Origin of the sequence: Candidatus Spongiihabitans sp., from assembly GCF_965237845.1 — a bacterium.
Lineage (GTDB): Bacteria > Pseudomonadota > Gammaproteobacteria > Arenicellales > Poriferihabitantaceae > Spongiihabitans.
The window spans coordinates 2049456-2069448 of record NZ_OZ250154.1; the positions used below are offsets into that span (position 1 = coordinate 2049456).

Sequence of the window (19993 nt, forward strand, 5' to 3'; positions counted from 1 at the left end):
ATTAAAATACATAAACTTTTTATAGACGAGGTATACCTCTATCAAATAGTATTTATCCAATTGATATAACTGATGTTTGAAATAGGCTATGCCAATCCCACACGCCCATTTGCGCTCGTTCCACGCCGTCGCGACGCACAGCAGCTTTACCAAGGCGGCGGACATGCTCCACGTTACCCAGCCAACCTTGTCCGGGCAAGTGAAAGAACTGGAAGAACGTTATGGCGTAAAACTATTCGTTCGCCATGGCCGGCGTATTGAGTTGACCGATCTCGGCGCATCGGCGTTTAATATTACCAGAAAGTTGTTTCGACACGAAGACCAGGTCGAGCAACTTTTCCGGTCCGCTAAAAACTTAACCATGGGCGAGCTACAGGTAGGGGCTGATTCACCCTATATCGTTACCCCGCTGCTCGCACAATTTCAGCGCCTCTATCCCGGCATCCATATTTCAATAAGATACGGCAACTCCGAACAGGTGATGCACTGGCTTGAGTCGCAACGTTGCGATGTCGCAATCCTGCCTAATGTTGCCGATGACCAACGACTGCACATTATTCCGTTGCAACCCGATCAACTGATTGCTTTTGTTGCTCTTGATCATGCTTGGTCTGAGCGACGTTCCATTGGACTGGAACAACTGGTTGGTCAACGAGTGATCCTGCGCGAAAAAGGTTCGCAGACTCGATCAATTTTCGAACAGGCGCTGGACGATGCCGATCTTAGCCTGAGTGATGTTATGGAGATCAGTAGCCGAGAAGGTGTTCGTGAAGCAGTCGCGGCAGGATTCGGGGTCGGCATAATTTCGGAAAATGAATTAGGCACAAGCTCAAGGTTTAAATCATTGCGGGTCAACAATGCGGCCTTGACCCATTCAGAATTGGTGGTTTGTTTAAAGCAAACCCGTTCGGTACAGGTAACCAACGCATTTTTGGAAATGATCTATTCAAACATCAACAAAGCAACATGAACATACTTTTTATTACCACCGACCAGTGGCGCGGAGATTGCCTGTCAAGCTTAGGCCGCCTTAATGTCAAAACACCGAATCTTGATCTGCTGGCGAGTGAAGGTGTTCTGTTCAAACGACACTATGCCCAAGCCACCCCTTGCAGCCCGAGCCGTACTTCCCTGCACAGCGGAATGTATCTTCACAATCATCGGGTATGCACCAACGGCACTCCGTTTGATGCGCGCCATACAAACTGGGCGCTGGAGGTTGGCAAAGCCGGCTACGCGCCCTATTTGTTCGGTTATACAGACACCGCCTTGGACCCCAGATGTGTCGATCAGCTGGACCCGCGCTTGAAACATTACAGTGAACCTCTGCGCGGCATGGCCACCGATACGGTATATCTAAATGAATTTCCTCAGAACTGGGCCAAGCATTTACTTGAGCGTGGCTATGCGCTGCCCGATTTTCAGTATGATATTTACCAAACAGAAAAAGCAGGAACGCAATCGGAAGACGGCGGTCCGGCGCCGCTGCCATCAATCATAGAGAGCAAAGATCACGCCACCAATTTTATGGTAGATCAGTGCATAAACTGGATAGAGCAACAATCGCAACCCTGGATAACGCACTTGTCACTGTTCCATCCTCATCCGCCGTTTGTCGCCTCGGAACCTTATAACAGTATGTACGACCCGAGTACATTAGCGGATTGCAAGCGATCAGAATCCCCGCAAACGGAAGCGTTGCAGCATCCCTGGCTGGCGTACCAGTTATCTCGGAAAAAATACCGTGCGCCCTTGAATGCGAAAATAACCAGACGGTTGAAAGCCAGCTACTATGGACTGATGAGCGAAGTGGACGATGCACTCGGACGGCTATTCGATAGGCTCAAAACTCTCGGAAAATGGGACGATACCTTGATAATTTTCACGTCCGACCACGGTGAGCAAATGGGGGAGCATTGGATGATGAGTAAAAGCGGATACTTTGATGCGTCTTACCATATTCCGTTGATTATTCGTGACCCGCGAAAACAGGCGGATACCACTCGCGGGTCTAAAATTGACCGATTCTCGGAAAACGTGGATATCATGCCGACCTTGCTTGAGTGGCTAAACCTGGATCGACCTACCCAATGCGATGGTCATTCTTTAATGCCTTTTATCAATCACGATGTCGCTCCAATTGGGTGGCGCAATGAAGTGCATTGGGAATATGATTTCAGGGAAGTGCTAAATCCAACAGTTGAAGAAGTTCTCGGCATTAGCCAACATCAATGCGCACTAAATGTAATCCGGGATGAAAATTATAAATACGTTCACTTTACCGCATTGCCGCCTTTGTTTTTTGATTTGCGTAATGACCCGGATGAGTTTCATAATCGCGCACAAGACCCCAAATACCAGGGGCTGGTTCTGGAGTATGCGCAAAAACTGATCTCCTGGCGGATGAATCATGACGATAGAGCATTGTCCGAAACCTATTTATCTGCTCGGGGGCCGGTGACCCGATACGCATCCGTTCACACAAACTAATTAATTGTGCGTTTGTTTATGTTATGAAATTTTCAGGAAAAACCGCTGTGGTTGCGGGCGCAGAGGGTGGTATGGGGCTGGAGATTGCGTGTCAACTTATCCAACGCGGTGTCAATGTTTGTCTGGCGGATATTAAGCCGCGGCCGGATGACATTGCTGACGGCCCAGGAAAATCCATTTATGTTCAGGCAGACCTGAGTATTCAAGATGCCGTCGAAAACACTATAAACCGTGCCCGGCAAGCGTTCGGGCACATCGACTATCTGGTAAACACCTTGGGGGTGCTGTGGCTGGATAAGGACAAATCCGCTGTGGATATCGATATGGATGTCTGGGACCAAGTGATGAACATCAATCTTCGCTCTATGGTTTTGCTTGTTAAAAACGTCATTCCTGAAATGCAAAAATTTGGATTTGGCGCGATGGTGCATTTTTCATCCATTGATGCATTGCAGGGCGACCCGCTGCCCCAGAATGCCTACGGCGCGTCGAAAGCGGCATTGATTCGATTGTCTAAATCTCTCGCCATTCAATTTGCTAAAGACCGGATACGGTGCAATGTGATCTTACCCGGCCCGGCGTTAACCCCCATGCAGGAAAGGTGGCAAGGAAAACCAGAGTTGCAGGCTAACGTTGCTGAACACATTCCCCTCGGTCGTTTGGGTAGCGCAAAAGACATGGCAAACGCATGTCTGTTTCTATTGTCTGATAATGCTGCATTCATAACCGGGACGGAATTGATTGTTGATGGCGGGATTACCGCTCATCCTTGATGGTGTCATTACATTCAGGTCGAACCGCCCTAACGTGTGCGCCAGGCCTGGGTTTTGCGCATCACCTTTCGCGTAATAAACAGATGCAGCAAGCGCGCGCACACGTTGGAGTAAAAAATCATCATCCCCATGGCCGCGGCCGGCGCGATATCGCCGGCATCGTCCATATTAAGCACCGCGACAGACGCCAATGTTGTGTCGGGCGAGTATAAGAATATCACCGCCGAAACGGTGGTCATGGCGTTGACGAACAGGTAAATCGAAATGTCCAGCACCGACGGCAGGCAAACCGGAACGGTGACTTTGGAAAGCAGTTTGTAGAACGGCTGTTTCAGCGACGAGGCGACCGACTCGAACTCCTTGTCCATTTGTTTTAGCGCGGTGATTGCGGTTAAATGCGAGACCGTGTAAAAGTGCGTTACCGTACAAACCACCAGAATGCCCATGGTCGCGTAGATTCCGTTTAACGGGTTGGCTGGATTGTTAAAGAAAAAAATGTACGCCAGGCCGAGCACCATGCCGGGAATTGCCATCGGCATCATCGCCAGAAATTGAAAGGCCGAGCGGGTGGCGACGAATCTATTGGTTTTCTCCACCATATAGGCGCCACAGAAAACGATAATGGTGCCCGCAACTGCGGTGTATAGCGCCAAGCGAATGGAATTGGCCCAGGAAACCCAGCCGCCGCCGTCCATCACATCAAAATTGTAGTTGTTCAAACTGAGGCTTAAATCATAAGGCCAAAACTTGATTAGCGCGGCATACTGACAAACGCCGATCAGCCCGGCGATAAATACGGTTACCAGCACGCAATAGATCAGGCAGATTGCATCAAATTGTTTGTGCGGTTTTGGCTCAAACGGCACCGAGCGCGCCGAGAGCTGGGCAACCTGTTTTTTTTGCACCACGCGGTCAATGGAAAACGCCAACAGCGCCGGTATCAACAAGACAACCGAGACTACCGCGCCCATTTCAAAGTTTTGTTGGCCGATCACTTGTTTATAGATATCGACCGCAAGCATATTGTATTGACCGCCGATCACTTTCGGCAAACCAAAATCCGTGATCACCAGATTGAAAACCACGAATGCGGCGGAGAACAAACCGTAGCGAGCGCCGGGGATGGTTACCGTCCAGAATGTTTTCCAACGGCTGGCGCGCAGGGAAATCGCGGCTTCATAAAGCCGGGCGTCGGAGAGGCTCAACGCGGTTGTGATGATGATCATCGCGTGTGGAAAGGTGAAAAACACCGAGCCGATGACAATGCCGATGGGACCGTAAATCGACTCGCCGAGCAATAGTTCTTTTAACATGCCCTGATTGCCGAACAGATAAACCAGCGCGATGCCGGGCAGCAACGATGGCACCAGAATTGGCGCCATGGCAATAATCCGAAACAACCCCTTGAAGTGCATGGTGCTGCGCGTCAGCGCGTAGGCAAAACCGAATGCCAGACTCACGGTAATGAGCGTGCTGATCAACGAAATAATCAGCGAATTTTTCATCGATAGAAAAAGCGCCGGGGTCGAGAAATAAATGCGGTAGTTGTTCAGCCCGGTCGAGCGCGAAGCGCGCAGGTAAATGCGCCTGAATGTGTTCGACTCAAACTCATGCCACTCGGTATCCACAATCCGCTTACTACCGACCAGAAAGGAGCTATCGGGATTGAGTTGGCGAATTCTGTATTCGGCCGGGCCGCGAAAACTGAAGTCCGGGAAAAAAACGGTGGCCGCCAGTCTGCCATCAGAACTGGTTGTGAGTTGTTCTGGTTGAACCGCTTGTAATTTTTCGTTAAGCGTGAAAGCGGTGACCGGCGCGCTCCAACCATCGCCGTTATTAACCTGGAATTCAAAATTGTTCAGATCGAAATAAAAGGTCGAAACGGATTTCGACAGCATCGCATACAGCGGCAGTGCCAAGGCGATAATCAAATACAGGCCGACGACCAACATATAGCCGATCATTATTTTGTCGTCCCTGCTGGTTTTAGGGCGGATTAACGGAGCTGTGGCATTGATTGCTTGAGCGGTGCTGGTCATCATACGTTGTCATCATTCCGAGGGAATACCACAAGGCGTTCCGCTGGCAGTTCCACAGTGAAGGGTTCTCCGATGGCGATGGTCATGCGCCGCACCGCGTTGATCGACATATCCGCCGTCAGGGCTGCATTTCCCAGCGCATTGTTCTTCAATGAAACCCGCCAAAATGATCCCAAAAACTCCATGTCTTCGACCACGGCCGCCAAGGTATTTTCGGCGTGGTCACCGCTATCGGGCACGCCCGGCGAACGCGCGCCCGCGCCGTGTGGAACGATATCTTCGGGACGAATGGTGACAACCACGGGTTCATCCAGGTACAAGTTGTGCGGCCTTGTGGCTAATGTAATCTCCCCGACCGCAACGCAATCACTGCTTGCGACCCGCCCCGCGACTTGATTCATTGCGCCGATAAAGTCGGCCACGAACAACGTGCCGGGTTGGCGGTAGATTTCAGTCGGCGTGCCAACTTGTTCAATCACGCCGTGATTCATCACCACAATGCGGTCGGCCAGGGTCAAGGCCTCCTCCTGATCGTGCGTAACCATGATGGTGGTCACCCCCAGGCGCCGTTGCAGCGCCTTCATTTCATGGCGCAGATGGGTGCGCACTTTGGCATCGAGCGCCGAAAGCGGCTCGTCGAGCAGTAGCAATCCCGGAGAGGTCGCCAACGCTCTGGTCAGGGCAACCCGTTGTTGCTCGCCGCCGGATAGTTGCGCCGGATATTTGGCACCCTGATCGGGCAAGTTGACCAGCTCGAGTAACTCGGTCACTCGCTTGGAGATATCGGGCTTGCTGAGTTTCTGGTTTTCCAATCCAAAGGCGATGTTTTTGGCAACCGTCAGATTGGGAAACAGCGCGTAAGATTGAAACACAATGCCGAAGTCCCGCTCCGAAGGCGGCAACGCTGAAATGTCCTTGCCGGCCTGATGGACGGTGCCGGCGGTCTGAATATCCAGGCCCGCGATAGCGCGCAGAAAGGTGGTCTTGCCGCAGCCCGATGGACCCAGGAAGCACACGAATTCACCTTCAAACACATCCAGCGACACATTGTCCAGCGCAACAAAATCACCGAACTTTTTTCGTAGCCGGTCAATCTGGAGAAAGGGCGTTGGGCGGGGAGTGTTGGCGGTTTGCCTTTGGTTCATGAATATATGCTTCTCGAGACATTACTCGGTGGACGCGAGCGAGAGCATATTGCAAAAGAAACGGCCTGACCAGAAAAAACGGTCAGGCCGGATTGCACTGGGGAAGTTGATTACTTCGGATCAGATTTGGAATCGTAGCGTTTTTGCCATTCGGCCAGAATTCGTTTTCTGTTGTTGGCCGCGAATTCGAAATCGTTGTTAATCATACGAGACGGGGTGTCCGGCGGGTAATACTTGACCGGCTTCGCCAGGTTTTTGTAACCGATCACGGCATACGCGGTGTTGTACATTTCCATCGCTGTTTTGGTGATTGACCAATCCATCAATGTTTGCGCCGCTTCAAGTTTGTCGGTGCCGGCAATAATCGCGGTGGCTTCCATATCCCAGCCAATGCCTTCGCTTGGCAGGATGATATCGAGAGGCGCGCCTGCCTTTTTAGATTTGGCGCCACGGAACGCAAAAGAAACGCCGATTGGAATCTCTCCCGCAGCCGCAAGTTTGCAAGGTTTTGAGCCTGAGTGGGTGTAGCGCGCGATATTCTTGTGCAGCGCATCCATATAGTCCCACCCGCCGTCTTCGCCGAATATTTGCAGCCAGCTGGAGACATCGAGAAAGCCGGTGCCGGATGAATTCGGGTTCGGCATAATCACATGACCCTTATACATGGGTTTGGTGAGATCTTTCCAGGAGGTGGGTGCCGTCAGGTTATTTTTTGCCCCTTCGACTGTGTTGAAGCAAACCGCCGCAACCCAGGCATCCATACCCACCCAACTAGGCACCGAATCGCGGTCGTAGAATTTCGAGTCCAGATTTTTAAGCCCTTTCGGCTTGTACGGCACCAGCATCCCTTCGGACTTCATCAACAGCAACGAGGTCGCGGCAAGCCCCCAAATAATATCGGCTTGTGGGTTGTCCTTTTCCGCCAGCAATTTAGCGGTGACAATCCCGGTTGAATCCCTCACCCATTTTATATTGATGTCTGGATGATCTTGGTTAAATGTGTCTGCATAACGCTTGAGGTCTTCCGCCTCGACAGCAGTGTAGACCGTCAAGTCCACCGCATTACCAGCCCCACTAAACACCAGCAACAAAGCCGCCAGCCCGCCTGATAATAGTTTGCATCGATTGTGTTTCATTTTATTTTTCCGCATTGTTTTTTAAAATTGATAACAATCAGAACCGACCGGCCAGTGTTCGTTACCACCGTCCACATACAATCGCCGCAACAGATTGTTATCCAGCTTGGCTAGTTTATCCCCTAAAATTTTGCTTGTAAAGTATTTGTATGGTTCCACCGCATATTGCACTTTTTGTTGTCGATGACAGCCTGAACTAGCGTTTTCAGTGCAAGCCCTTTGCGGGGTCGGATGGCGTTGCAGTTGATCAGCCAATCGGCCAGTTTTTGGTTGAATAAAGCCAGGTCGTCGAACAGCGGGCTCTCGTGGCAGTCGATGAACCGCTCTTGGATGGTGCGGTCGAGCGCTCGCCATGCGCGTTCATTTTCGGGGTTTTCGGATAAGTCCATGGATGGACGATATTGCTGTCCTTGAGCAGTTGGTCGAACTCCCCTTTGCACTCGCTGCCGCTGTCGGTGATGACCTGCTGTATGTTGAATGGCGTGAGTTTGAAGCAAGCCTCGAAGAACCGCTTGGCCGCTTGGCTTGAGATCTGTGGCACAGCCATGGCCACGGCGTGATCGCTGACTTCGTCGATGCAGGTGAGGATATAGCGGCGCAATCCGCCCATCCTGCGCTCGATGGCGTCCAGCCCGACGCATTCGCCGCTCCGTTGCGGCCGATAGCCCTTGGGGCGGCGTTGCACGCTCTGGCGGCGGCATGCCTTGGGCTTGCCCTTGGCGGTCAAAGCCAGCTTTGAGCCGCGCATGTTGTCCGCGGCGGCGCCAATCAGCCGTCCGACGGCAGCGGCGCCGGGGCAGCCAAGCCCCCTCTGCTTGCACCAAGGCAACAGCAACACCGCCACTTGCTCTTTGCCCAGGTTGGGCAACAGTTCACGGTAATGCCGAATGCGCTCAATCACTTCCGCCAGACAGTTGCGCCGCCGCCTTTGCCTAGGCCCTTTGGATTCAGGAGCAAGCCCAATCAGGCCACGCTCACGCCATCGCCTGCGCCATGAATACAACGTGCGCCGGCATTTCCCCGAGCGCTCCAAGGCCGCTTCAAGCCCATGTCGATCCCGGAATTCAAGCGTCCTGATGCGCTGTTTTGCTATGTCATTGTTCATGGCTGATTTTAGCGCATAACAGCCCACTCGATAAAACCCTTTGATGCCATAACCTATATGCTGATAGTGCGCTTCCTTGCCCCTTGTCGCAGTGCAATATGTTCTGAACCTATACAGTATTTGTCCGGGTTCAGTACATATGAGACAAAATCAGGCAGCCAGGGTAAGTTGTTGATAATACCCCAAGGCGTTTCAAACCCTGCTTGGGGTAACCGGCTCCGGCAAGACTGTCACCATAGCCAATATCATCGCCGCCACCAGCAGGCCAGCGTTGATACTGGCCCACAACAAAACCCTGGCGGCGCAGTTGTATTCCGAGATGCGGGATTTCTTCCCCGACAACGCGGCGGAGTATTGCGTCTCCTAATAGCAGTCCGAGAATTAAGTATCAGAATTAGCCTTCACGCCAACCACCATCGAGGTAACAAGCGTCTCCCAGACGGGTTCGCAGAAGCACCTGCTGATATTGACCGAATCCAGTCTCATGTCGTTCTGGTGCCGGATCTACTACGTCGCCCGAACGATCTGCAAAGGCTTCGCCAAGCACTCGCCCATCCATGCTCTGAGGTGCAGCAATCCCTAAACCCTGTAAGATAGTTGGCGCGATATCGAATATACCGGAATGCGTATCTATGGTTTTTGCGTCACCAAATAAACTACCCGAGGCGAAGCACACACTATGCAATTCCTTAGCATGCATTCCGCCGTGAATGCCGCCACCCACTGAAAGATTGCTCTCAAAGTGACAAGTCCCGATATAGCCGTGCTCATTGGGCTCGTCATTGGTATTCAGGATGTAATAAATATCTGGTGAGCGAGCGTGGTCTGCCATCACCAAACATCGGGAGAAACTACCCGGGACGATGCCCTCGACCTCATTGCGTGGCGCACTATATACCATTCCACATTCTTCATGCTCCATAAGAGCCTGCCCGATCTCCTGGATAAGGTCTGGGTCTTTATCGCGCACCCAGATGCAACCCGCATGCGCGGCGATCAGACCTTCAATGTCAGCCGCAGAACGCTTTATCGCTGGAAACAGTGCGCCAAGCCGGCGACGACCGCGCAGCCCTGGCTGCCAAATCCTGCGCGCCCCGGCGACAGCCACAGCACCGATGCTGGTTGGGGAAATCCGCCAACTGCGAGAGCAATTCCCCAACCTCGGCAAAGCCAAACTGCGGGTCTTGCTACGACCCTGGTGTAGGCAGCAAGACATCGCACTGCCCAGCGTCTCTACCCTCGGCCGCATCATCGCTCGAGACCCAAACAAAATGCGCCATGCCCCCACCAGACTGAGTGCCCGAGGCCGCCACAAACCGCTCAACCGTAAACGCAAAACCCGCAATGCCAAAGGCTTCAAACATCAGCCGCTTGAAGTGTTCGCCGGCGACACTGTGGTGCGCCTGCGCGATGGACTGCGCCGCTTGCCTGTTCATCTTCATCGACCCTCACTCCCGCTTTGCCATCGACATCAAAGCCGCCAGCCAGTCCAACCGCCAAGCGACCATCGCCCTTGATACGCTGTGTCAACGGCTGCCTAAACTGCCGCGCTTCATCCTCTCCGATAACGGCTCCGAGTTCATGGGCCGCATTCAACCGCAAACTGGCCAACTGGCTACTCGATTACAACACCGTCCTGCCTCATCATAGCCTCGGACTGCGATCTCCTGTAAACTTCCTCATCCACAATCAACCAGAGTGCCAAAGGTGGCGAACCCACATTACTTTGCTGTAACCGCCTCCAGAGGTTAAAAAGCTGAACTTTTTGAAATTTACGTCCATGGAATTTACAGATCAAGCAGTCAAGTTAATACAAATCATATTTGTTGATCTGGTATTGGCCGGTGATAACGCCATAGTCATTGGGTTAGTTGCTGCAAAATTTAGCAAAGACTACCGCCGAAAAGTGATTTTTTACGGTGTCGGCGTTGCCGTCATATTGCGGATACTATTTGCGTTGGTAACGGTGCAAATTCTCGCTATAAAAGGGCTGCCGCTCGTGGGCGGGTTGTTGTTACTTTGGATTTGCTGGAAGTTGTGGCAGGATTTACGGCATCCCCATACCCTCGAAAATGCGGCTAATCCCGACGGCTCATCGAAAGCGCAAAACCCACCCTTGCTATCGGCAATTTTCCAAATCATTATGGCCGACGTTTCGATGTCGCTGGACAATGTCCTGGCTGTAGCAGGCATTGCAGATGGACATAGTGGAATTCTGGTGATAGGCCTGACATTGTCGGTAGTGCTTATGACCATCGCGGCTTCCATTATCGCCGAGACATTACAAAAGCATCGGTGGATCGGCTTCGTCGGCGTGGCCGTAATCCTGTATGTAGGAATCAAAATGATAGTTGATGGGTATCTGCAGGTGTTCCCTTCTGCCTTGTAAATTTGTTCCACAATAATAATGGCCTGTTAATCTTGAGCAACCCCTCAACTTTTGATAAAAATAATTTGGGTCTTAAATAGTTAAGACCCCAAAATATTAGTGTGATCTTGGTCTGGAATCAGGCTATGAATTTTCCTGTGAATAAATCAAAGGAATAAGTTTTGTCGGACCGACTTCGTTGCGCTTACAAATTAAATCCGCGACATATTTATAGTGTATTCAAACAAGGTTATCATTTTTGTTTCAAGGGGTTGCTGGTCATCGTACTATCAATCTTTGGATGCCCTCTCAGTTTGGCGTCCAATCTGATCAATACAAAGAAACTTTTTCGGCTTGAAGCAGACCGGCATCCCGCCACCTAAGCTCTGGCCTGAAGCATTTCCACAGTAGGCAAGGTTTTGCCTTCCAGAAATTCTAAAAACGCGCCGCCCCCGGTTGAGATGTAGGATATTCGATCAGTAAGATCAAATTTCTCTATTGCAGCCAATGTGTCTCCGCCGCCAGCGATTGAAAATGCGGTCGAGTCCGCAATCGCTGCACCCAGTATTGCGGTGCCTTGCGAAAATTGTTCAAACTCAAATACGCCCACCGGGCCATTCCATACAATGGTGCCCGCAGTTTTCACAATGGACGCATATCGTCTTGCGGTTTGCGGGCCAATGTCGAAAATATAATCATCCTCATCAACCTCATCCACTAATTTTATCTGTGCTGCTGTATCACTTGAAAATTGCCTGCCTACGAGCACATCAGTTGGAATGGGGATTTCCGCGCCGCGACTGCGTGCGGACTCCATTAACGCCCGCGCCTGATCGATCAACGCTGGTTCATATAAAGATTTTCCAACTGCATAGCCTGCCGCCGCGATAAACGTATTGGCTATTCCGCCGCCAGGAACCAATTGATCGACAACGCTTGAAAGAGATTCCAACAGGGTTAATTTGGTGGATACTTTTGCACCGCCTACGATGGCGACAACCGGGTGTTCAGGATGTTCCAGAGCGTGTTCAAGCGCATTTAATTCCGCACTCAAGAGCGGTCCGGCACATGCAACAGGGGCATTCATTCCCACACCATGAGTCGAAGCCTGAACACGATGGGCCATGCCAAAGGCATCCATGACGAAGATGTCACACAATTCTGCGTATTGTTTCCCGAGCGATGGGTCGTTACTGCTCTCGCCTGGGTTAAATCTTACATTTTCCAGCAATTCCACCTGGCCGTTTTTCAGTTGCGGTCTTACCTCTAAATAATTCGTATTCAGAGATACGGATTGATCAAGAATTGTTGATAAATATTGAGCTATGGGCGCCAGTGAAAATTCTGGATTTGATTCCCCTTCCACCGGCCTGCCAAGGTGAGACATGATCAAAACCTTCGCTCCGGCATCACGGACGTACTTAATGGTCGGCACTGAGGCTTCTATTCTTGTCGTTGAAGTGATGCAACCGTTGTGCAGTGGAACATTAAGGTCCAGTCTAATCAGCGCCCGCGAGCCAGCGATGTCTAAATCGTGCAGCCTGGTAATAGCCATTCGTTTAAATTTGGCGGCCCGCCACCCTGAAATACTTTAAGGTGATGGACCTGGTCGATTGTTAAAATAACACCCTATTTAGCGTGCATTAATGCTACGGTGGTATCCAACATTCGGTTCGAAAAACCCCATTCGTTGTCATACCACGCGCATACTTTAACCAATGTTCCGCCAGTCACTCGGGTCATTCCCGCATCCACAATCGAGGAAACCGGGTTGTGATTAAAATCTGATGACACCAACGGCTGATCGCAATAGCCTAATATTTTTCCATCTGCACCCTCTTTCAATATCTGATTAATCTCCTCCACCGAAGTTTCCCGTGCCGCCACAAAAGTCAAGTCCACAACGGATACGTTTATAGTGGGAACGCGGATAGAGAAACCGTCCAACTTGCCATTGAGTTCGGGCAGCACCAATCCCACTGCCGCTGCGGCACCGGTTTTAGTGGGAATCATGGAACTGGTTGCGGAGCGGGCGCGTCTCAAATCACTGTGATAGACATCGGTCAGAACCTGATCATTGGTATAGGAATGAATGGTATTCATTAAACCATGTACCAGACCGACTGAATCGTTGAGTGTTTTAACCAGCGGCGCCAGACAATTTGTGGTACACGAAGCGTTGGAAATTACCGTGTCGCTTGCTTTCAATACATCATGATTAACCCCGTAAACTATGGTGGCATCGATGTCTTGCCCCCCCGGAGCGGAAATAACAACTTTCTTTGCACCGGCGGTTAAATGCGCGCTGGCTTTTTCTTTAGTGGTGAAAAAACCCGTGCTTTCATGCACCACATCAATGCCTAAATCAGCCCAGGGCAATTTTGCCGGGTCACGCTCGGCAAACACCGCAATTTTGTCGCCGTTGACTAAGATGTGATTGTCTTTGGCTTCGACGGTTCCGGGAAACCTGCCATGAACCGTATCATACTGGGTGAGATGCGCGTTGGTATTAGCATCGCCTAAATCGTTAATCGCAACGATTTCAATTTCATCATTTCCAGATTCGTATTTGGCGCGCATGATATTTCGACCAATACGCCCATAACCATTAATTGCAACTTTTATTGACATTGTAATAACTCCAACTATTTGCTTGATTCCTGGATAATCCAGGACCGACTGAACTTATAAAACCAACCTAACTCGATAAAACCCTAGCGCGATAAAACCTGTGCAACCGCTTCAACAACTTTCTCCGTAGTCATGCCAAGGTATTTAAAAACATCGGCCGCCGGGGCGGATTCACCAAAAGTCTCAAGACTTACCACAGCACCGCCAAACCCGATGTACTTCATCCAGCCATCGCCAACACCCGCTTCAACAGCGACTCGTTTGATAATATCAGACGGTAGTACGGATTCACGGTAGGCTCCATCCTGATCATCAAATCTATCGGTGGACGGCATGGAAACCACTCGAATTCGGCGCTCCGCTAATTGCCCGGCCGCCGCCATGGCGAGTTCAACTTCGGAGCCTGTGGCAATAATAATTGCTTCGGGTTCGCCATCGCAATCTTTAAGCACATACCCTCCGCGTTTGATTTCATCTGTTTGGTGGGCAGTTCGTGTTTGGTGCGCCAGATTCTGCCTCGAAAAAATAAGAGAAAAGGGCTGATCGGTTGATCGGCAAGCCTGCTGCCACGCAACCACAGACTCAACAGCATCACAAGGTCTCCAAACCGACATTCCTGGAATTAACCGCAGTGTCGCCGTTTGCTCCACCGCTTGATGAGTAGGGCCGTCTTCCCCCAAGCCAATTGAATCATGGGTAAAAACGAATAAACTTGGTATTTTCATCAACGCCGCCATGCGCAAGGCATTGCGGGCGTATTCCGAGAACATCAAAAATGTTGCCCCATAGGGTTTGAATCCACCATACAGGGCGAGCCCATTGACTATCGCCGCCATACCAAATTCACGCACACCGAAATAGATATAGTTACCATCGGATTGGCTTTCAATCCCTCTTGACCCAGACCATCTGGTTAAATTGGAACCCGCGAGGTCGGCAGACCCGCCAATTAATTCGGGTAACAATGGGCCCAAACCTTCCAGCGCATTTAACGATGCCTTTCGTGATGCGATACATTCCTGTTTTTCATCGATTGAAATAATTAACTTTGCACAATGTTCTGCAAAATTGCCGGGAAGTTGATTGTTTGTTCGGCGTTTAAATTCCGCCGCCATTTCCGGATAGTCGTTTTGATAACGCTCAAATGCCTCGTTCCATTGGGACTCTGCGGACTGACCGGTCTCCAGGGCATTCCAGGAAGCATAGATTTCTTTCGGAATTTCAAACGGCGGATGCCGCCAGCCTAACTGCTTGCGCGCCAGTGCCACTTCGTCTGCGCCCAGTGCGGCGCCGTGACTGGACGCTTTCCCGGCCTTGTTAGGCGAGCCAAAACCAATAATCGTTTTACAACAAATTAAACTGGGTCGCGTAGTTTCAGCCCTGGCTTGTTCGATAGCTGCGGCTACGGCATCGGCATCATGGCCATCTACATCGGCAATAACATGCCAGCCATAACTCGCAAACCGCATCGGTGTATTATCCGTAAACCAGCCTTCTACCGGGCCATCGATGGAAATGCCATTGTCATCGTAAAATCCAATTAATTTTCCCAGCTTAAGTGTGCCCGCCAGGGAGCAACCCTCGTGAGAAATTCCCTCCATTAAGCAGCCGTCACCCATAAACACATATGTAAAATGATCGACAATGGGATGATTTTTTCGATTGAACTGGGCCGCCAATGTCTTTTCAGCAATTGCCATGCCCACTGCGTTACATATTCCCTGTCCCAATGGGCCGGAGGTTGTTTCTATTCCCGAGGTATAACCGTATTCTGGATGTCCGGGTGTTTTCGAATGTAGTTGCCTGAACTGTTTAATCTCATCTATACCAAGATCGTAGCCTGAAAGGTGCAACAACGAATAAATCAACATGCAACCATGACCATTGGAAAGCACAAACCGGTCCCGGTTAGGCCACTTTGGATTGGCCGGATTGTGTTTAAGAAAATCCGACCAAAGCACCTCCGCGATATCGGCCATGCCCATCGGCGCGCCGGGATGTCCTGAATTGGCTTTTTGCACTGCATCCATACTCAAGGCGCGAATGGCATTGGCTTTTTCTCGTCGGCTTATTTGGGACATTTAACCTCTGGCTGCTGTTTCATGGTTACTGCCAAGCTTATTTTTAGGCTCTAAATTATTGATATAATGCATCAATTCACTATTTGAATATACCTGTAGTGCGACAAGAAAACCGCTTTTACAACCGGGCGCCAGGCTTCAATACCGGGTTTATTATGGAGGTGGAATATATCTGTTTTTGGGTCCGGGCAGAAGCCTAAATGTTATGCTGCAGGACAGAAAACCCGGACAAAATAAAACGACCGGGGAAACTTCTATTACTCGATTCTATGATAGCTGGCAGCCATCCGACCGCAGGCCTTATATTGAGATCTGGGGCCAACTCCCAGTAGAAGCGACTGTAACGTTCTTTGCCTATTAAGAAACCAGCCGTTTTCGTCGTTACTTCTCTGCCCCTTCGCACTTCCCATCATTCCAGCAGTCTGCGCGCCACCGTGCAGGCGACACCTGTCCAGGCAACCCCCAGGCGCCGAGCGCTTTTTGTTTTGCTAAACTCTCCGCATCGTAGCTTGCAGGATCCCTAATCCATGTTGTTTTGAAATCATCCCCTTTATCACGCGGCAACCAGCCCCAACCATTCTTAATCATTTCCAGATTGATGTTTGTCTTGCCTTTGAATATGTGGCAGACCATACGCCCGTACCGGTCTATTTCATAACACTCGGCGGCAACCGAATCTCCAACACTGACAAGATTTTTCAGCGCATCAGTCGCGGCTTTCCCGCCAGGCTGTCCAGGTCGAAAAGGAATTGTCTTACGCTCGCCTCCGCGAGGTGTAAACTCAGCATGCTCAATTTCCGGTGTATCCATATCAGAAAACCGTATCTTAAAACGTGTCTTATTCGCGCCTTCCAAGGTTACGGTATCTCCGTCAGCGATGCCTTTTATGGTCGCCGCCAACATAAAATTGACCAGAGACCGCCTTGAGGCATCATCAGGCGAAGTATCCTCAGGCTGGATATTGACAGATAGCGCCAACTTCTCAAGCGGTGCAAATTCGGTTAGTTCTTGAGCAAATACAACGGATGCTCCAAAAGCTAACAACAATACGAATACGGAGTTTCCAATAAACGAGATTTTCATTACGTTATCCTAAGTGTAAAGTACTGGTTTGCTTGTCTAATCACGCGGGGCAACACAGCACAATCGGCTCAAAACGAAACTCCCGCTTGTTCGAGAAAAGCTCGTTCTTCATCGGCTGAGTGACGCCGCAAAATCCGGTTGCTAATGAAAGCATCAGTTTCCCACCACTTCATACAAACTTCCCTTGAAGTTGTTTTCATCTTCATTGTTGTAAAACGGCACGCCCACTAGCCTATAGTTTTGCGACCATTTTTTAGCCTTGTATTCTAAAATTCTCCCCTTGAATTTCTTAGTCACTTCTTTAAGGAAATCCTCCTTCCATTTGTCATGCGCTTTCAAATGCTTTCCTTTTGGCTCCACGAAAATTTGATAGGTGAGCATATTTCCGCCCTTCTCCCGCAGGAACAGCACAAAATCAGGCTCGAATGCCCGCCCGTCGGAAAAATTGAAAATCTTGAAATGCCTTTCATTGCGGACAAGATATATGCCATCATAATTCTCCTTTAGCGTGTCCATCTGTCGGCTAAACATTCTGACAAATGCCTTTTCCTCCCTGGTGCCGTAATTTGCGCTGAAAACATACCAGTCCTTATCAGAGACAAACTGCTCATCGCCGTTGGCTCTTTCACTGCCTTGAATCAGTTTAAGAACCTTTTCCGAAAAGATAGAAGAAACAGCATTCGGCTTGAAATCTTCCGCGCCTCTGTATTCTGTAATACTCTTACGCACTTCCAATTCAATCAGACTAAGCAGTCCTATCATCGCATCAAGCTGCGCTTTATTGGATAAACCGTCAAGTTCAGTCAAATCCCCCAAAAACGTAATTTCCAGTCCACCCAGATAATCATCCGCTTCTACAAATTCCCGCACCGATGCAACATGGGGAAAATACTTCTTGATGGAACGAAAGGTAAAAAACGACTGCCGGGCAATGGCGTTACAAACAATGTGTCCGGGAATTTCCGTAATTTTCATGTCCTTTTGCACTGCTTCGGCGACTCTGCCGACCTTTTCATTATCGTCTAACAATGCATCGGTTGCTCCCCTGCCGCTCGCTATTTTGTGTGCATAGTTTTTCTTGCTGACACCCATATCCGAAAGCGACCTGACATATCCATAGTTATTCTTAACCCGTTCATTGATATAGAGTAAGCCGCACTCGTAAAATTCTGTTTCCTTAAAAGAATTTTTTAGTTGAAGCGGTTCGCTGATCTCCCGTTCATCCATCATACCTTCATCAATCAAAGCAGTGCGAAGCTCCGCAATATAACGGGAATCATTTATGCTGTGATAGTGCAGTTCTTCCAAAACCCGCATTTCATCCGCAAGGCTGCTGTCAAATTTTCGCCGGAAACGGTCATTTTGCTCGCCGGTCACAAACGGAAAATAGCGCGCCCCACGTCCGATAAGCTGCGCTTCGGCAAGGGTTGTTCTGCCGGGCTTGCCCGCTTTTGCGTCACGGGTTGTATAACAGCGGACAATGTCAAACAGGTTAAGGACATCCCACCCTTCGTTCAGTTTTTGCACCGCAAATACCGCCCGGATACGATTGTCTTTATCCTCCAGCGTGTTAAGCAGAATCTGCTGAACCTCCTTCTCCCTTTCTTCGTTAACTGAAATGCAGCGGCGCTCTTCAAATTCCCTGCGCAGTCTTTCCGCTAGTTGTGTTGGAGTGATACCGTTGCTCTTGAAAAACTCAAAGGCTCTTTTCACTAGCGGAATATCCGATTTATCGCGTATCCGCTCAATGTCATCTTCGATCAGATTTTCAATCAGTTGGTGAAAGTCAGCCTTGTTCTGCTGTGACTGTGCAATGGTCTTTTGCGCCTTGAACAATATGACCGGCTTTAAGTTGATGTGGTGTTTTGCCGCCACTTCCTGTTTATACTGGCTGAGAATCAGCGCCTGCATGATGCGCTCTTTTTCCTCGAAATCCGCCTGGACGATATACACATCCTTGGAATAACCGTCATTGCGGAATTGCCGCAGATCGTAACGGTAAATCACCTTGTTTCGATACTTTTCAACAATGTTTCCATGCGTGTAATCCAGCGTGGCGGTAAATTCCAACAGCAGGTTGTCTTCGTTTTGTCCAAAGATACGTTGAACCGTTCCTTCCCAATTTAATTCTTCAACGTCTCGCTGAGATTTTGTGCCGACATTGATATGGTGCGCTTCATCCGCCATCAGCACGATTTTTTTTACTCTTGAAATCTTCGTAAGTAATGGCGTTTTCCTTTTCGGCTGTCAAATCGGAATGCAGTTTTTGAATGGTAGTAAAACAGATGCTGATGTCGTTTTCGTTGATGCCCTCAAAGTTGACCACCGGGGTCACATTCACACGTTGTGCGCCGAAGCGGATGTTTTCCTTGAAAAGAAACTTGCTTGATAACGGATTAAGGAAATTATCCCTTGTTTTTTCGATGATGTTGGTGGAATTGACAAAAAACAGGAAATTCCGATAGCCTTTTTCATACAGGTAGAGAATCAGCCCGGCCATGATCAGCGTCTTGCCGCTGCCGGTTGCCATATTAAACAGAAAATGCAAAGGCCATTCCTTGTCCGGAAAATCCTGGTCACGGCAGTGAAAAAAGCGCGCGAATGATTCCACCTGATAGGGGCGCAGTGCAAACTTTGGATTCAGGTTATCTTTTAGATATGACGGGATTTCCTTTTTCAAGAAACCCAATTCAGAAGCAGAATCGAGCGTTTCATACAGAAACTTATCCGACATTACGCGCCCGCTCGGTAAAATGTCTTGCCTGCCATCGGCCGCTCTTTTTCATGCATCGTCACCGACATGCTTGGAGATAATCGGCTATCGTTTAGATTGTGCGCGAGTCCAGCCAAGCAAGCAATTGCCGAAATAGGGCGCTAATCACGCCAGAAAGCCCCAGCGGGCGATACCGATTTTACGCATGGGATTCAATCGACAGCCATCGTGCGACTTTTTTGCTTCTGTTTCTCCAGATTAACCGCTTTGCGAAAATCCTCGGGCACACAGAACTCGCGAATATGGGTAGAAATCGAATCTCTCGTTTTAGCTGTCATGGGGTTGATTCTCTCGTGTTGTCCTGCGTGTAGGGAAAACATTATGAAGTATTATAGGCTATTGAGCGTGTGATTGTTCAACCGCCTCTTT

At 49.8% G+C, this 19993-nt stretch carries 19 protein-coding genes and 1 pseudogene; 5 read left to right on the plus strand and 15 right to left on the minus strand.

Translation table 11 applies throughout. The features are described from left to right. The first annotated feature begins 88 nt into the window (after window positions 1-88). Genes ACPXXB_RS09780 through ACPXXB_RS09790 form a run of 3 tightly spaced genes read left to right on the plus strand, consistent with a single transcriptional unit; the run spans window position 89 to window position 3263 of the window. The gene (locus tag ACPXXB_RS09780; RefSeq protein ID WP_423907028.1) at window positions 89-970 is read left to right on the plus strand and encodes a LysR substrate-binding domain-containing protein; all 882 of its coding nucleotides are present in this window, start codon (window positions 89-91) and stop codon (window positions 968-970) included. Further along, entirely contained in the window at window positions 967-2490 is a 1524-nt protein-coding gene (locus ACPXXB_RS09785; protein WP_423907030.1) for an alkaline phosphatase family protein, read from the plus strand. The genes ACPXXB_RS09780 and ACPXXB_RS09785 overlap by 4 nt, the downstream gene beginning before the upstream one ends. 23 nt (window positions 2491-2513) lie before the next feature. Next, window positions 2514-3263 carry an SDR family NAD(P)-dependent oxidoreductase gene (locus tag ACPXXB_RS09790; protein ID WP_423907032.1) on the plus strand — a complete coding sequence of 250 codons (750 nt, stop codon included), beginning with the start codon at window positions 2514-2516 and terminating at the stop codon, window positions 3261-3263. Between the two features lie 29 nt (window positions 3264-3292). Here ACPXXB_RS09790 and ACPXXB_RS09795 read toward each other — a convergent pair whose 3' ends face one another. The 5 genes from ACPXXB_RS09795 to ACPXXB_RS09815 form a co-directional block, all read right to left on the minus strand. After that, window positions 3293-5302 (minus strand): putative 2-aminoethylphosphonate ABC transporter permease subunit, encoded by a 2010-nt coding sequence (locus tag ACPXXB_RS09795; protein ID WP_423911112.1) that lies wholly within the window; start codon window positions 5300-5302, stop codon window positions 3293-3295. After that, window positions 5302-6447, minus strand: a complete 1146-nt coding sequence (locus tag ACPXXB_RS09800; RefSeq protein ID WP_423907033.1) for a putative 2-aminoethylphosphonate ABC transporter ATP-binding protein — start codon at window positions 6445-6447, stop codon at window positions 5302-5304. Before ACPXXB_RS09800 ends, ACPXXB_RS09795 begins: the two co-directional genes overlap by 1 nt. A gap of 110 nt (window positions 6448-6557) precedes the next feature. Further along, window positions 6558-7583, minus strand: a complete 1026-nt coding sequence (locus ACPXXB_RS09805; protein ID WP_423907035.1) for a putative 2-aminoethylphosphonate ABC transporter substrate-binding protein — start codon at window positions 7581-7583, stop codon at window positions 6558-6560. A gap of 21 nt (window positions 7584-7604) precedes the next feature. Next, the gene (locus ACPXXB_RS09810; protein ID WP_423907037.1) at window positions 7605-7838 is read right to left on the minus strand and encodes a hypothetical protein; all 234 of its coding nucleotides are present in this window, start codon (window positions 7836-7838) and stop codon (window positions 7605-7607) included. Next, window positions 7831-8688 (minus strand): IS481 family transposase, encoded by an 858-nt coding sequence (locus ACPXXB_RS09815; protein WP_423907039.1) that lies wholly within the window; start codon window positions 8686-8688, stop codon window positions 7831-7833. The genes ACPXXB_RS09810 and ACPXXB_RS09815 overlap by 8 nt, the downstream gene beginning before the upstream one ends. A 187-nt stretch (window positions 8689-8875) precedes the next feature. Here ACPXXB_RS09815 and ACPXXB_RS09820 point away from each other — a divergent pair. Then, window positions 8876-9052: pseudogene (locus ACPXXB_RS09820) on the plus strand (DEAD/DEAH box helicase family protein); the annotation flags it as partial. A gap of 30 nt (window positions 9053-9082) precedes the next feature. Here ACPXXB_RS09820 and ACPXXB_RS09825 read toward each other — a convergent pair. From ACPXXB_RS09825 to ACPXXB_RS09835, 3 genes are read right to left on the minus strand one after another with little or no spacing between them, the layout of a single operon-like run. Beyond that, window positions 9083-9940 carry a hypothetical protein gene (locus ACPXXB_RS09825; protein WP_423907041.1) on the minus strand — a complete coding sequence of 286 codons (858 nt, stop codon included), beginning with the start codon at window positions 9938-9940 and terminating at the stop codon, window positions 9083-9085. Continuing rightward, window positions 9876-10052, minus strand: coding sequence for a hypothetical protein (locus tag ACPXXB_RS09830; RefSeq protein ID WP_423907043.1), 177 nt, complete (start codon window positions 10050-10052; stop codon window positions 9876-9878). Before ACPXXB_RS09830 ends, ACPXXB_RS09825 begins: the two co-directional genes overlap by 65 nt. Further along, on the minus strand, window positions 10045-10299 hold the full coding sequence (locus ACPXXB_RS09835) for a hypothetical protein (RefSeq protein ID WP_423907045.1): 255 nt from the start codon (window positions 10297-10299) through the stop codon (window positions 10045-10047). The genes ACPXXB_RS09830 and ACPXXB_RS09835 overlap by 8 nt, the downstream gene beginning before the upstream one ends. Before the next feature lie 169 nt (window positions 10300-10468). Here ACPXXB_RS09835 and ACPXXB_RS09840 point away from each other — a divergent pair, with 169 nt between their 5' ends. Continuing rightward, complete coding sequence (locus tag ACPXXB_RS09840) at window positions 10469-11077, plus strand: YjbE family putative metal transport protein (protein ID WP_423907046.1); 609 nt, start codon at window positions 10469-10471, stop codon at window positions 11075-11077. Window positions 11078-11435: 358 nt separating this feature from the next. Here ACPXXB_RS09840 and ACPXXB_RS09845 read toward each other — a convergent pair whose 3' ends face one another. The 7 genes from ACPXXB_RS09845 to ACPXXB_RS09875 all read right to left on the minus strand — a co-directional run bounded on the left by ACPXXB_RS09845 (window position 11436) and on the right by ACPXXB_RS09875 (window position 19902). Next, window positions 11436-12611 (minus strand): phosphoglycerate kinase, encoded by a 1176-nt coding sequence (locus ACPXXB_RS09845; protein WP_423907048.1) that lies wholly within the window; start codon window positions 12609-12611, stop codon window positions 11436-11438. Window positions 12612-12685: 74 nt separating this feature from the next. Then, window positions 12686-13687, minus strand: coding sequence for a type I glyceraldehyde-3-phosphate dehydrogenase (gene gap, locus ACPXXB_RS09850; RefSeq protein WP_423907049.1), 1002 nt, complete (start codon window positions 13685-13687; stop codon window positions 12686-12688). An 83-nt stretch (window positions 13688-13770) separates the two neighbouring features. Next, on the minus strand, window positions 13771-15768 hold the full coding sequence (gene tkt, locus ACPXXB_RS09855) for a transketolase (protein ID WP_423907051.1): 1998 nt from the start codon (window positions 15766-15768) through the stop codon (window positions 13771-13773). Window positions 15769-16149: 381 nt separating this feature from the next. After that, window positions 16150-16851 (minus strand): thermonuclease family protein, encoded by a 702-nt coding sequence (locus ACPXXB_RS09860; protein WP_423907053.1) that lies wholly within the window; start codon window positions 16849-16851, stop codon window positions 16150-16152. Between the two features lie 153 nt (window positions 16852-17004). Continuing rightward, window positions 17005-19044, minus strand: a complete 2040-nt coding sequence (locus tag ACPXXB_RS09865; protein WP_423907055.1) for a DEAD/DEAH box helicase family protein — start codon at window positions 19042-19044, stop codon at window positions 17005-17007. Next, complete coding sequence (locus tag ACPXXB_RS09870) at window positions 19028-19585, minus strand: DEAD/DEAH box helicase family protein (protein WP_423907057.1); 558 nt, start codon at window positions 19583-19585, stop codon at window positions 19028-19030. Before ACPXXB_RS09870 ends, ACPXXB_RS09865 begins: the two co-directional genes overlap by 17 nt. Before the next feature lie 191 nt (window positions 19586-19776). After that, window positions 19777-19902: a hypothetical protein gene (locus ACPXXB_RS09875; RefSeq protein WP_423907059.1), complete on the minus strand. Its 126-nt coding sequence runs from the start codon at window positions 19900-19902 to the stop codon at window positions 19777-19779. Window positions 19903-19993 lie beyond the last annotated feature (91 nt).